Here is a 12,536-nt window from a genome sequence, read left to right as displayed (position 1 = left end):
CGTCAGAACTGCCTGTGGCGGCGGTGGTCGAGAATCTTCCGGTAGACCGCGGTGTCGTGCTCGGCCGGCACCGGCTCCTCGCCGGAGAACCATTTGAAGAGAGAGGGATCGAGCTGGTCGAGGATGGTTTCGTAGAGATCGAGTTCGGCGTCGGTCAGCTCGCCGATATGGTCGTCGGCGAAGCCGCCGAGGATCAGGTCCATCTCACGCGTGCCGCGATGCCACGAGCGGAACAGCGCCTTGCGGCGGCGCGGATCGAGGTCGGCGCTGGAGCGGGTCGTTCCGGTCATGGGGAAATTCCTTCAGAGAGGGCGCATATAGCGCCTTGATCCGCAGATGTCAGCCTTGCGTGACCCCTTTCGGCGGCTATGTTCGGCCGATGCGCCCCTCCCTCCTCGATCCGCTCTTCGCGCCCATCACCTCCCTCGACGGCGTCGGCGAGCGCACGGCCAGGCTGATCGACAATGTCGTGCCGGCCGACGTGGCCGGGCGCGGGGCGCGAATCGGCGACCTCGTCTTCACCCTTCCCCATTCGGTGATCGACCGGCGCAACCGGCCGGGCATCGCGCTGTCGCCGGAAGGTGCGATCGTAACGCTGGAGGTGCGCGTCGACCGCCACCAGCCGCCGCCGCGCGGCAACCGCTCGGTGCCCTATCGCGTGTTCGCCCATGACGACACCGGCGAGATCGGCCTGACCTTCTTCCGCGGCCATCGCGAATGGCTGGAAAAGCAGCTTCCGGTGGGCGAGACAGTCATCATCTCCGGCCGGATGGAGTGGTTCAACGGCCGGCCGACCATGGTGCATCCTGACCACATCGCCGTGCTCGGCAAGGACGAGGACCTGCCGCTGGTCGAGCCCGTCTATCCGCTGACGGCCGGCCTGTCGGGACGCGCGCTGCGCAAGGCGATCACCCAGGCGCTGGCGCGGTTGCCCGCGCTGCCGGAGTGGCAGGATGCGAGTGTGATGAAGGCGCACACGTTCCCCGCCTTCTCCGATGCCCTGGGACGCATCCACAACCCGGCCGATCCGATCGACGTATCGCCGGAGAACGCCGCCTGGCGACGTCTCGCCTATGACGAACTGCTCGCCGGCCAGGTGTCGCTGGCGCTGGTCAGGGCCCGCACGCGGCGGCTTTCCGGGCGGCCGCTCGAAGGCGACGGCAGACTGGAACAGGCGATCCGCGACGCCCTGCCCTATTCGCTGACCAATTCTCAGCAGATGGCGCTCGCCGAAATCCATGCCGACATGGAGAAGCCGGAGCGGATGCTGCGCCTGCTGCAGGGCGATGTCGGCTCCGGCAAGACGGTCGTTGCTCTTCTCGCCATGGCCCGCGCGGCGGAAGCCGGTGCGCAGTCGGCGCTGATGGCCCCGACCGAGATCCTCGCACGCCAGCATCATGCGACCATCGCGCCGCTGGCGGCGAAGGCCGGTCTGAAGGCCGCGGTGCTCACCGGCCGCGAAAAGGGCCGCGAACGCAGCGAATTGCTGGAGGGGCTGGCGGACGGTTCGATTCACATCGTCATCGGCACCCATGCGCTGTTTCAGGAGGGCGTCGAATATCACGACCTCGGCCTCGCGATTGTCGACGAGCAGCACCGCTTCGGCGTGCACCAGCGCCTTGCCATCACCGCCAAGGGCACGGCGCCTGACATGCTGGTGATGACGGCCACGCCGATCCCGCGCACCCTGGTGCTCACCGCCTTCGGCGATATGGACGTGTCGCGGCTGACCGAGAAGCCTGCCGGCCGGCGGCCGATAAACACGGTGACCCTGCCGCTCGACCGGCTGGACGATCTCATTGAGCGCATGCAGGCGGCGGTCGCGGAAGGCCAGAAGATCTACTGGATCTGCCCGCTGGTGGAAGAGTCCGACGAGATCAAGCTGACCTCGGCCGAGGATCGCTACGCCTCGCTGAAGCCTGTGTTCGGCGATCGCGTCGGCCTGGTGCACGGCCGCATGAAGGGTGCGGAGAAGGACGAGGCGATGCGCGCCTTCAAGGCGGGCGAGACGCGCGTGCTCGTGGCAACGACCGTCATAGAGGTCGGCGTTGACGTGCCGGACGCGACGATCATCGTCATCGAGCACGCCGAGCGCTTTGGCCTCGCTCAGTTGCACCAGTTGCGCGGCCGCGTCGGACGCGGCGACAAGCCGTCGACCTGCGTGCTCCTCTACATGGCCCCGCTCGGCGAGACGGCGCACAAGCGCCTCTCGGCGATGCGCGAGACCGAGGACGGGTTCGTCATCTCCGAGGAGGACCTCAAGCTGCGCGGCGAGGGCGACCTCCTGGGAACGAAGCAGTCCGGCACGCCGGGCTTCCAGGTTGCCCGCATCGAATTCCACGCCGACCTTCTCGAAGTCGCCCGCGACGACGCGCGCCTGCTCCTCTCGCGAGACCCCGAGCTCGTCTCCGAGCGCGGCGAGGCCGTCAGGCTGCTGCTCTACCTATTCGGCCGCGACGAGGCGGTGCGGCTGCTAAGAGCCGGGTGAGCGTTGGAGGATTTCTTCGCCCTCCCACTCGGCCGTCATAAAAGCAGGACCTACCTGTCCTTCTCCACCTTCCCGACCGGTTTCGTATCCTCGTCCGGCGTCACCAGCCCCGCCGAAATCAAAAACCGCGCCGCCTCCTCGATCGACATCTTCAGCGGTATCACGTCCTTCTCGGCGACGGACATGATGTAGCCGGTGGTGATGTTGGGCGAGATCGGGCGGAAGACGGCGATCGTCTTCCCTTCCTTCTCCGAGAGCGCTTCGTTGATTTCCGTCGGCTGCTGGCGTGGGATCAGCACGATCGACCACAGGCCGCGTCGCGGCCATTCCACCAGTCCAACGCGCTGAAAGAGATCCGAACGGTTGGCGAGCACGGTCGAGAAGATCTTCTTCAGCCCGCCATAGAGGTTCGTCACCAGCGGAATGCGTCCGACGACCCGCTCGCCCGAATGCACGATGGCGCGGCCGATGAAATTGGCCGCGAGGAAGCCGACCAGCGTGATCATCATCAGCGCCACGATTAACCCGAAGCCGGGCACCGCAAACGGCAGGTAATTGTCGGGATTGTAGCGCACCGGGATGTAGGGCTTCACCCAGCCGTCGACCCAGTGGATGAACGACCACACCAGATAGGCCGTTATGGCGAGAGGCGCGCAGACGATCAGCCCGGCGAGGAAATAGTTCCGCAGACGTGTCATCGGTGGGACCGGAAGGAGGCGCGCATGGCCTCCTTCATATTGCACTGCGGCAGGAAAATGAACCGATGACTGCGGTCACTCCACCGTGACCGACTTGGCCAGGTTGCGCGGCTGGTCGACGTCGGTGCCCATGAACACCGCCGTGTAATAAGCCAGCATCTGGATCGGCAGCGCATAGACGATCGGGGTGATGATTTCCGGCACGTCCGGCAGCACGATCGTCTCCATCGTCTGCAGGCTGGTCTGTGCGGCGCCCTTCTGGTCGGTGATCAGGATGATCTTGCCGCCACGCGCCGCGACCTCCTGCATGTTGGACACCGTCTTTTCGAAGATGCGGTCGTGCGGCGCGATGACGATCACCGGCATCTTCTCGTCAATCAGCGCGATCGGGCCGTGCTTCAGCTCGCCCGCAGCGTAGCCTTCCGCGTGTATATAGCTGATTTCCTTGAGTTTCAGTGCGCCTTCCATCGCCAATGGATAGTTCGTGTCACGCCCCAGGTAGAGCACGTTCTTCACCTTCGAAAGCTGGCGCGACACCTTCTCGATCTGCTCCGCGAGCTTCAGCACCTGGCTGGCGATGCGCGGCGTCTCGGCAAGCTGGCGTACCAGCACCTGCTCCTGCTTCGCATCGACATGGCCGCGCGCGCGCGCAGCCCTGACGGCGAGCGACGCGAGCACGGCGAGCTGGCAGGTGAAGGCTTTCGTCGAGGCCACGCCGATCTCCGGCCCTGCCAGCGTGGGGAAGATCGCATCGGATTCGCGCGCGATGGTCGACTCGCGCACGTTGACGATCGCCGTGATCGGCACGCCCGCCTTGCGGCAGTAGCGCAGCGAAGCCAGCGTATCGGCCGTCTCACCGGACTGCGAAATGAACAGCGCCGCGCTGTCGGGCGAGATCGGCATCTCGCGGTAGCGAAACTCCGATGCCACGTCGATGTCGACCGGCAGCCGCGCCAGCCGCTCGAACCAGTATTTGCCGATCAGCCCGGCGAGATAGGCGGTGCCGCAGGCCGAAATCGACAGCCGGTCGATCTTGGCGAAGTCGAACGGCAGCTCGATCGGCTTCGCCGAACCCGTAGTGAAATCGAGATAGTTGGCGAGCGTGTGGGAGATCACCTCCGGCTGCTCGTGGATTTCCTTCTGCATGAAATGGTGGAAATTGCCCTTGTCCACCAGGAAGGACGTGCCCACCGACTGGGTGCGTTTGCGCTCCACCGGGGCGCCCGACATGTCGTGGATCTGCATCTCGTTGCGGCGCACCACCACCCAGTCGCCATCCTCGAGATAGGTGATCGAGTTCGTGAAGGGCGCGAGCGCGATCGCGTCGGAGCCGAGATACATCTCGCCCTCCCCGTGCCCGACGGCCAGCGGCGGGCCGTTCCGGGCGCCGACAATCAGGTCTTCATCGCCGCGGAACATGATCGCGAGCGCGAAAGCGCCTTCCAGCCGCTTCAGCGTAGCGAAGGCGGCGTCCTTCGGCGACTTGCCCCGCGCGAGTTCGCGCGACACCAGATGCGCGACGACTTCCGTATCGGTCTGCGAGGTGAACTCGTAGCCGTCCTTCTGCAGCTCCGCCTTCAGCTCGGCGAAGTTCTCGATGATGCCGTTATGGACGATCGCGACATCCTTGGAGAAATGCGGATGGGCGTTGACCTCGTTCGGCACGCCATGCGTCGCCCATCGGGTGTGGCCGATGCCGATGAAACCGTCGAGCGGCTCTGCCTTCAAGCGGCGTTCGAGATTGACCAGTTTGCCTTCGGCACGGCGGCGTTCGAGCTTGCCGTGCTCGACGGTGGCGACGCCGGCGGAATCATAGCCGCGATATTCGAGCCGCTTGAGTGCCTCCACGATCAGCGGCGCGACCGGCGTCGAGCCGACGATGCCTACGATACCGCACATGCAGACCTACCCCTCGATTCGCCCGGAATTCGCCAATGCGTCGCTCATGTAGGCAGCGCGCGGCCCGGCCGGAAGTCAAACTTGGTTTCAATCCATTGCAGCGGACGACCGCCACGATTGTTCCGAGCATGACAGAATAGTTTTCAGGAAGTCTTACAGCACAGCGAACATTTGAACTTGCTCGTCGCAAGACCGTCGGCGGCTCCCCTCAGGCGGAGGCAACGCCCTCACTCGTGCTTCTTGGCCTTGAGTGCCGCGTACCGTTCCCGCAGCGCCTTTGCCCGGCCAGGCTTCGTCTCCTGCCTCGCGCGGCCGAAGGCGAGGCCGTCGTCGGGCACGTTCTCGGTGATCACGCTGCCGGATGCGACATATGCATTGTCGCCGACCGAGACGGGGGCCACCAGCGCCGAGTTCGAGCCGATGAAAGCCCCTGCCCCGATCCGCGTCAGGTGCTTGTTGTAGCCGTCATAGTTGCAGGTGATGGTGCCTGCGCCGATATTCGCCCCCGCACCGATTTCGGCGTCGCCGATATAGGTCAGGTGGTTCACCTTGGCGCCCGGCCCGACCACCGCCTTCTTGATCTCCACGAAATTGCCGACGCGGGCCTTCTCCTGCAGTTCCGCGCCGGGCCGCAGCCGCGCGAACGGCCCGATATTGCTGCCGCTCGCGACCGTCGCGCCCTCGATATGCGAGAAGGCGTGGATGGTGACCCCAGACGCGATCTTGGCGCCGGGGCCGAAGACGACGTTGGGTTCGAGGACTGTGTCCGCGCCAATCTCGGTGTCGTACGAGAGGAACACCGTCTCGGGCGCAATCATCGTCACACCTGACAGCATCGCCTCGCGCCGCGCGCGCTTCTGCCAGATGCCTTCCGCCTCTGCGAGCTCGGCGCGGTTGTTGATCCCCAGCAGATTCTCGTAGTCGGCCTCGGTGGCGGTTACCTTCAGCCCACGCGCATTCGCGATCTCGACGATGTCCGTCAGATAATACTCCCCCTTGGCATTGGCATTGCCGACCCCGTCGAGCAGCGCCAGCGCTTCGCGCCCGTCGATCGCCATCAGCCCGCCATTGCAGAAGCCGATCTTCCTTTCCTCGGGCGAGCAATCCTTGTCCTCGCGGATCGCAACCAGTCGGCCGTCCTTCTCGATCAGCCGGCCGTAGCCGGCAGGCGCCTCGGTGCGGAAGCCGATGACCGCGACTGCATTGCCTTCCGCGACCAGCTTTCGCGCGGCCGCGAGCGGCGCGGGCGCGATCAGCGGCGTGTCGCCAAACATCACCAGCACGTCGTCATAGCCGCGCGCGATCGCTGCGCGGGCAGCGAGCACCGCATGCGCGGTGCCGAGCCGCTCCACCTGCTCGAAGCTCTCCGCCCCCAGAGCAAACGGCGTCACCGCCTTGCGCACCGCCTCGCCGCCGCGCCCGACGACGATGGCAACGTCCATGCCCCCGCCGCGATCGCTGCCTTCGCCACATGCGCGACCATCGGCAGGCCGGCGATCTCGTGCAGCACCTTCGGAATGGCACCCTTCATGCGCGTGCCTTCGCCGGCGGCAAGGATAATCGTCAGGCAGCTTCTCTGGCTCATGAAAGGATCCGCGGTGCGTGTTGATCGGGATTCGGCGCATCTGTATCACCCGGCCGCGTCCGCTCCAATGCGAGGCGATGGGAGCTGGCGAACGAATGGCTAACGAGACGACTCGCGCGAACGCGCTTGCGGTGCTGGTAATGCTGGCGACGCCGCTTCTGTTCTCAACCAACCTGATCTTCGGCCGCGCGGTGATCGGCGACGTGGCGCCGTTCACCCTCGCCTTCATCCGTTGGGCGCTTGTGGCGCTGGTTCTGACGCCGTTCCTGCTGCGAGAGCGGCAGATATTTTGGACGGTACTGACGTCGCGGCCGGGGCTGGTCACAACACTCTCCTTCCTTGGCATGGTTGTGTGCGGCGCAGGCGTCTATCTGGCGCTCACAAGCACCACCGCGACCAACGGCACGCTGATCATGACCAGTTCGTCCGTATTCATCATCCTGATCGAGGCAGCCTTCTTCGGCCGCGCGATCGGAATGCGCGAGGCGATCGGCTCCGCGATCGCCTTTGCCGGTGTCGCCGTCATCGTGCTCAAGGGCGATCTCACCGACCTGTTGCGGCTCGATTTCCACTGGGGCGACGTTCTGTTCGTCGCCGCCGCCTTCTGCTGGGCGGTCTATTCTATCCTCTACCGCTCTCCGGATCTGCGCGGCGTATCCAATCTTGGCCTCTTCGGTCTTGTCGCGTCGGTCGCCACGCTGATGCTTGCCCCGTTCGCTGCCATCGAATTCGCGCTCGGCGGCTCGATGCCGGATCAGCCTTCGGACTGGATTTCCATCGCCGGCATCGTCGTCTTCGCCTCGCTGCTGGCGTTTTCCGGCTTTCAGTACGCGTGCGCGCGCTGGGCGCTTCGCTAGCCGGCATCTTCATGTATCTGATGCCACCCTTCGCCGTGACGATGGCCGTGATCTTCCTCGGCGAGACGTTCCAGCCGTTCCATGCGGCGGGGATTGCGCTGGTCATGGGCGGAGTGATCCTCGCGACGTTCCCGTCGCGGACATAGAAGGCTCAGCCGAGTGTGCCGAGGGCCGGGAACGTCTCCAGCAGCCAGTAGGACGCCTTCTGGATCCCGCCGGTGAGGAACAGCACGCCGGCCACCACCAGCAGCGCGCCCATGACCTTCTCCACCCGGCCGAGATGCGCGCGAAAGCGGGAGGCGAAGCGCATGAACGCACCCGAGAACAGAGCCGCGACAATGAAGGGGATGCCGAGCCCGGCCGAATAGGCTGCGAGCAGCGCCGCGCCGTCGGCCACCGTATCGCGCCCGCCGGCGAGCGTGAGGATCGGCCCGAGCACCGGTCCGATGCAGGGCGTCCAGCCGAAGGCGAAGGCGAGCCCCATCACATAGGCGGCGGTCATCGACGCCGGCTGTCCGCCGGCCTGGAAGCGGGCCTCACGCGACAGGAAGGGGATGCGCACGACGCCGAGGAAATTCAGCCCCATCAGGATGATGGCGAGCCCCGCTGCCATGGCGAGTGGCTGCTGCCAAACCCTGAGCAATTGCCCGATCGACGAGGCGCCGGCCCCCAGTGCGACGAATACGGTGGAGAAGCCGAGCACGAAGGCGAGCGAAGCGGAGAGCAGCGCCGTCCGGTTGGCCGTGGCGGTGGCCGTCCCGTCGGGATTGCGGAATTCCTCGACCGACACGCCCGCCATGTAGCAGAGATAAGGCGGCACGAGCGGCAGCACGCAGGGCGACAGGAACGACAATGCGCCTGCCCCCACCGCGCTCAGATATCCAATATCGATCGCCACGCCGCCTGCCCGCCTTCGAATGCAAATGACGGCCCGGATATAACGCCCCGCCCCGTCACGCGCCATTCACCTTGGCGTGGCGAAGGGACGCTGGGAAGCCCGACCTCGGGACCGCTCTCTCGCTGTGGGCCGATGGTCTAAACGATGGTGAGCGCGATGGGACTCGAACCCATGACCTACAGATTAAAAGTCCGTTGCTCTACCAGCTGAGCTACGCGCCCGTCGGGTGGCACGAAGGCCCCCCGAAAGTGCGGCGGAACATAGGGACGGCGCCCAGCGCGGTCAACCCGGAATCCGGGCGATTTCCGCGGCTCCCGAAGCCGTAGGAACTTCTTCTTGTGTCGCTCGTTGATCGCGATTGCAGCTTCTTTCGGAGGGATACGACGTGAGCAAGACTAGTTCAGCGAAAAAGCCGTCCGCGGCAAAGCCGCTCGAAGCCAAGACGGGCGCCGGCGCCGCGATTGCCGAGCGATCGAAAGACGCCAAGGCCGCGGCGCCGGAAAAGAAGTCGCCGCCTAAACAAGCCAGGGCCGCCGGCGGGGCTAAGACGGCGAAGCCGTCCAGCGCGGCCAAGCCTACCGCCTCGGCGAAATCGTCCAAGGCAGCCTCCAGGCGCGCGGGCAAGGTCGCAACCAAACCAGCAACGAAGGGGGTCAGGAGTTCCGGTGGAGCCACCGCGAAAGCCTCGAATGGCAAGGGCAAGGCGGGCACCCTGGTCGCGGGCGCGAGCAATATGGCGAGCGGCTTGGCGTCGATCGCCGGCAGCGTCGCCGGCGCGGTTGCAGGCGTTGTGGCGGGCCGCAGCCGCGGATCACGCAAGAGCGGCAAGGCCGGACAGGAATAAATCGCAACCGACGGAACCCTATGCCGTCCAGCACGTTGTTGGGGCGTGACGGGCTGTCCCCCACCCCCCAGGCCCGTCCCGTCCCAACTGAGAGCCGGTCGTCAGACCGGCTTTCTTTTTATGCCAGGGCGACGTCCGCCCCGGCGCGGACATATTTGCGGTGGAACCAACACTCACAGACGCGCGTTCAGCGCGCAAAGGGACATCCTCGTTCGAACCCAGGAGGTTATCATGAAACGGCTTGCGAGCATTCTCAGTGCAGCGGCCATGTCCGCCGCGATGGCGGTGACGTCGTTCGCGCCGGCGAACGCGGCTCCGCTGCCGGCACCCCGTATTGCGGCTGACAATGGCGTGATCAACGTGCAATGGGGTGGTGTGCAGGAAGGAAGGACGCAGTTCGGCGGAGAATTCCGTCGCAGAGGCGACGATCGTTACTGGGGTGGCAACCGCCGCGAGCGCGGTGATCGTCATTGGCGCGGTGGCGGATCGCGGCATGGCTGGTACGGCGGTGGCTATTACTACAATGGCTATCGCGGATACCGTCATCGTCGCCACGGCTATCGCTATCATGACGGCTGGTGGTTCCCGGCCGGCGCGTTCATCGCCGGTGCGATTATCGGCAATGCGATCAACTCGGCTCCCCCGCCTCCCCCGCGTTACTATCGCGGTGGCGGCAGCGCCCACGTGGCCTGGTGCTACAACCGCTACCGGTCGTATCGCGAGTGGGACAACACGTTCCAGCCATACCACGGCCCACGCCAGCAGTGCTATTCGCCCTATAGCTGACAGCTGAACGCCTACAGCATCTTAAAAGCCCCGCGCCGCAAGGTGCGGGGTTTTGCTTTCTAGCGGCTGAGTGTGCGCGACACCGCGTCGTGCCAGCCGGCGACCTTGCGCTTGCGGGTCGTGGCGTCCATCGCCGGCTCGAAGCGGCGGTCGAGCGCCCAGCGCTTCGCGAAGGCTTTTTCCTTCGGCCACACGCCCGCGCGCGACCCGGCGAGCCATGCGGCTCCGAGTGCCGTCGTCTCGAGAATTTTGGGCCGGTCGACCGGCGCGTCGAGGATGTCGGCGAGGCGCTGCATGGTCCAGTCGGACGCGACCATGCCGCCGTCGACCCTGAGCACGGTCTTCGCCGCGGCACCCTTCCAGTCGCGCTTCATCGCCGAAAGCAGGTCTGACGTCTGGTAGGCCACCGATTCGAGCGCTGCGCGGGCGAATTCGGCGGGACCCGAATTGCGCGTGAGGCCGAACATCGCGCCGCGGGCGTCTGCATCCCAATGCGGCGCGCCGAGCCCGACGAAGGCCGGCACCAGATAGATCTCCTGGCTGTCGTCCGCCTTGGCGGCGAGGACGCCGGAATGTTCCGACTTCTGGATCACCCGCAACGAATCGCGCAGCCACTGCACGGCGGCGCCCGCGATGAAGATCGAGCCCTCCAGCGCATAGGTGGTCTTGCCGTTAAGCCGGTAGGCGATCGTGGTGAGCAGGCGGTTCTTCGAGCGGACGATCTGCGGGCCGGTGTTGAGGATGGCGAAGCAGCCGGTGCCGTAGGTCGACTTCATCATGCCCGGCTCGAAACAGGCTTGGCCGATGGTCGCCGCCTGCTGGTCGCCGGCGACGCCGAGGATCGGGATCTCGCCGCCGAGCAGCGCCTTCTCCGTCCGGCCGTAGTCGTCGGCGCAGTCCTTGACCTCAGCCAGCAGAGCGCGCGGCACCCGCAGCAGCTTCAGCAGATCGTCGTCCCATTCATTGGTCGAGATGTTGTAAAGAAGCGTGCGCGAGGCGTTGGTCGCATCGGTCGCGTGGACCTTGCCGCCGGTCAGCCGCCAGATCAGGAAGGTGTCGATCGTGCCGGCCAGAAGCTCGCCCCTCTCGGCGCGCCGGCGTGCGCCTTTCACCTTGTCCAGGATCCAGGCGATCTTGGTGCCGGAGAAGTAGGGATCGAGCAACAGCCCGGTCTTGGCGGAAAAGCGGCGCTCGTGCCCGGCCTTCTTCAGCCTGGCGCAGAGCGGCGCGGTGCGGCGGTCCTGCCAGACGATCGCATTGTGGATCGGCTTGCCGGTGGCCTTGTCCCAGACGACCACAGTCTCGCGCTGGTTGGTGATGCCGATCGCCGAGATGTCGGCCGCCTTCAGCTTCGCCTTCTTCAGTGCCTCGCGCAGGGTGGCGACGACGGAAGACCAGATCTCCTCCGGATCGTGCTCGACCCAGCCAGACGCTGGGTAGATTTGCGTGAATTCCCTCTGGGCGACCGCGGCGATGTTGATCTCGCCGTCGAAGACGATCGTGCGGCTCGACGTCGTGCCCTGGTCGATCGCAAGGACGTAGCCGCTCATGCCGGCCTCGCCGCGATCTCCGCAGCCGTTGGCCGCGTCGGATATGACGTCATCTTCTCCTCCCAACGCATTCGCCCCCGTATCGAGGGCATCTTCCGGCGAGAACCCATTCGCCGAAAGGAAATGTTTCGAACCTCATTCGAATGTCAAACGAAATCGACACTCATGCCGATGTCTCGATCAGCTCGACTTCGGCCTCGGCCAGGATCCGCCGGACCGAGGGGATGTCGCAGCGGTCGGTGATGAAGGTGTTGACCTGGTTGAGATGGCCGATCCGCACCGGCGCGGTGCGTTCGAACTTGGTGCGGTCGGCGACGAGGATGACATGGCGCGTGTTGGCGATGATCGCCTGTGCCACCTTCACCTCGCGATAGTCGAAGTCGAGCAGCGCGCCGTCATGGTCGATCGCCGAGACGCCGATGACGGCATAGTCGACCTTGAACTGGCGGATGAAGTCCACCGCCGCCTCACCGACGATTCCGCCGTCGGAGCCGCGCACTACGCCGCCGGCGATCACCACCTCGATCGACGGATAGACCCGCATCCTGTTCGCGACATTGATGTTGTTGGTGATGACCATCAGGCCCTTGTGGTCCAGCAACGCCTTCGACACCGCCTCCGTCGTGGTGCCGATGTTGACGAAGAGCGACGCGTTGTCGGGGATCAGCCGCGCCGCTGCGTTGCCGATCGCATCCTTCTCGTCGGCGGCGATCTTGCGCCTCGCCTCATATTGCAGGTTCTCGATGCCCGACGGGAACAGCGCCCCACCATGGATGCGCGTCAGCAGCCGCTGGTCGCAGAGGTCGTTCAGGTCCTTGCGGATCGTCTGCGGCGTGACCTGGAAATGCGCCGCGAGATCCTCGACCAGCACCCTGCCCTTGTCCTTGGCAAGCTGGATGATTTCGGAGTGGCGCGGGGTGAGCAGCACTGT

Annotated in this window: 11 protein-coding genes, 1 tRNA gene and 1 pseudogene; 5 read left to right on the top strand and 8 right to left on the bottom strand. The window is 65.5% G+C overall.

Features of this window, described 5'->3' with window-relative positions; all coding sequences use genetic code 11:
- Window positions 1-2 precede the first annotated feature (2 nt).
- Window positions 3-290 (bottom strand): succinate dehydrogenase assembly factor 2, encoded by a 288-nt coding sequence (locus LRS09_RS24290; protein ID WP_257809587.1) that lies wholly within the window; start codon window positions 288-290, stop codon window positions 3-5.
- Between the two features lie 89 nt (window positions 291-379).
- Between LRS09_RS24290 and recG the strand changes: the two genes are divergently transcribed.
- Window positions 380-2,488: an ATP-dependent DNA helicase RecG gene (gene recG, locus LRS09_RS24285; protein ID WP_257809586.1), complete on the top strand. Its 2,109-nt coding sequence runs from the start codon at window positions 380-382 to the stop codon at window positions 2,486-2,488.
- 50 nt (window positions 2,489-2,538) lie between these two features.
- On the opposite strand, the gene LRS09_RS24280 is transcribed toward recG, so the two are convergent.
- From LRS09_RS24280 to glmU, 3 genes and pseudogenes are all read right to left on the bottom strand, one after another.
- The gene (locus LRS09_RS24280) at window positions 2,539-3,186 is read right to left on the bottom strand and encodes a DUF502 domain-containing protein (RefSeq protein ID WP_308240338.1); all 648 of its coding nucleotides are present in this window, start codon (window positions 3,184-3,186) and stop codon (window positions 2,539-2,541) included.
- A 75-nt stretch (window positions 3,187-3,261) separates the two neighbouring features.
- Complete coding sequence (glmS, locus tag LRS09_RS24275; protein ID WP_257809584.1) at window positions 3,262-5,085, bottom strand: glutamine--fructose-6-phosphate transaminase (isomerizing); 1,824 nt, start codon at window positions 5,083-5,085, stop codon at window positions 3,262-3,264.
- Between the two features lie 227 nt (window positions 5,086-5,312).
- A pseudogene (gene glmU, locus LRS09_RS24270) lies at window positions 5,313-6,670 on the bottom strand (bifunctional UDP-N-acetylglucosamine diphosphorylase/glucosamine-1-phosphate N-acetyltransferase GlmU).
- Window positions 6,671-6,765: 95 nt separating this feature from the next.
- Between glmU and LRS09_RS24265 the strand changes: the two are divergent.
- Both LRS09_RS24265 and LRS09_RS24260 read left to right on the top strand, forming a co-directional pair.
- Window positions 6,766-7,527 (top strand): DMT family transporter, encoded by a 762-nt coding sequence (locus LRS09_RS24265; RefSeq protein WP_257809583.1) that lies wholly within the window; start codon window positions 6,766-6,768, stop codon window positions 7,525-7,527.
- Window positions 7,528-7,538: 11 nt separating this feature from the next.
- Window positions 7,539-7,673, top strand: coding sequence for an EamA family transporter (locus LRS09_RS24260; RefSeq protein ID WP_257809582.1), 135 nt, complete (start codon window positions 7,539-7,541; stop codon window positions 7,671-7,673).
- A 5-nt stretch (window positions 7,674-7,678) separates the two neighbouring features.
- On the opposite strand, the gene LRS09_RS24255 is transcribed toward LRS09_RS24260, so the two are convergent.
- Together LRS09_RS24255 and LRS09_RS24250 are read right to left on the bottom strand one after the other, a co-directional pair.
- Window positions 7,679-8,425, bottom strand: coding sequence for a cytochrome c biogenesis CcdA family protein (locus LRS09_RS24255; protein WP_257809581.1), 747 nt, complete (start codon window positions 8,423-8,425; stop codon window positions 7,679-7,681).
- 145 nt (window positions 8,426-8,570) lie between these two features.
- A tRNA-Lys gene (locus tag LRS09_RS24250) sits at window positions 8,571-8,646 on the bottom strand.
- Between the two features lie 137 nt (window positions 8,647-8,783).
- Between LRS09_RS24250 and LRS09_RS24245 the strand changes: the two genes are divergently transcribed.
- Window positions 8,784-9,269, top strand: a complete 486-nt coding sequence (locus LRS09_RS24245) for a hypothetical protein (protein WP_257809580.1) — start codon at window positions 8,784-8,786, stop codon at window positions 9,267-9,269.
- 228 nt (window positions 9,270-9,497) lie between these two features.
- Window positions 9,498-10,055, top strand: a complete 558-nt coding sequence (locus tag LRS09_RS24240; protein WP_374684932.1) for a BA14K family protein — start codon at window positions 9,498-9,500, stop codon at window positions 10,053-10,055.
- A gap of 59 nt (window positions 10,056-10,114) precedes the next feature.
- Here the strand turns inward: LRS09_RS24240 and glpK are convergent, their stop codons facing one another.
- Entirely contained in the window at window positions 10,115-11,605 is a 1,491-nt protein-coding gene (gene glpK / locus LRS09_RS24235; protein WP_257809578.1) for a glycerol kinase GlpK, read from the bottom strand.
- Between the two features lie 163 nt (window positions 11,606-11,768).
- On the bottom strand, window positions 11,769-12,533 hold the full coding sequence (locus LRS09_RS24230) for a DeoR/GlpR family DNA-binding transcription regulator (protein ID WP_257809577.1): 765 nt from the start codon (window positions 12,531-12,533) through the stop codon (window positions 11,769-11,771).
- Window positions 12,534-12,536: the final 3 nt, after the last annotated feature.

The sequence above is a fragment of the Mesorhizobium sp. J428 genome (assembly GCF_024699925.1).
GTDB lineage: Bacteria > Pseudomonadota > Alphaproteobacteria > Rhizobiales > Rhizobiaceae > Mesorhizobium_A.
The sequence above is the reverse complement of the archived record's forward strand: the minus strand, read 5'-3'. Positions and strand labels throughout refer to the sequence as shown.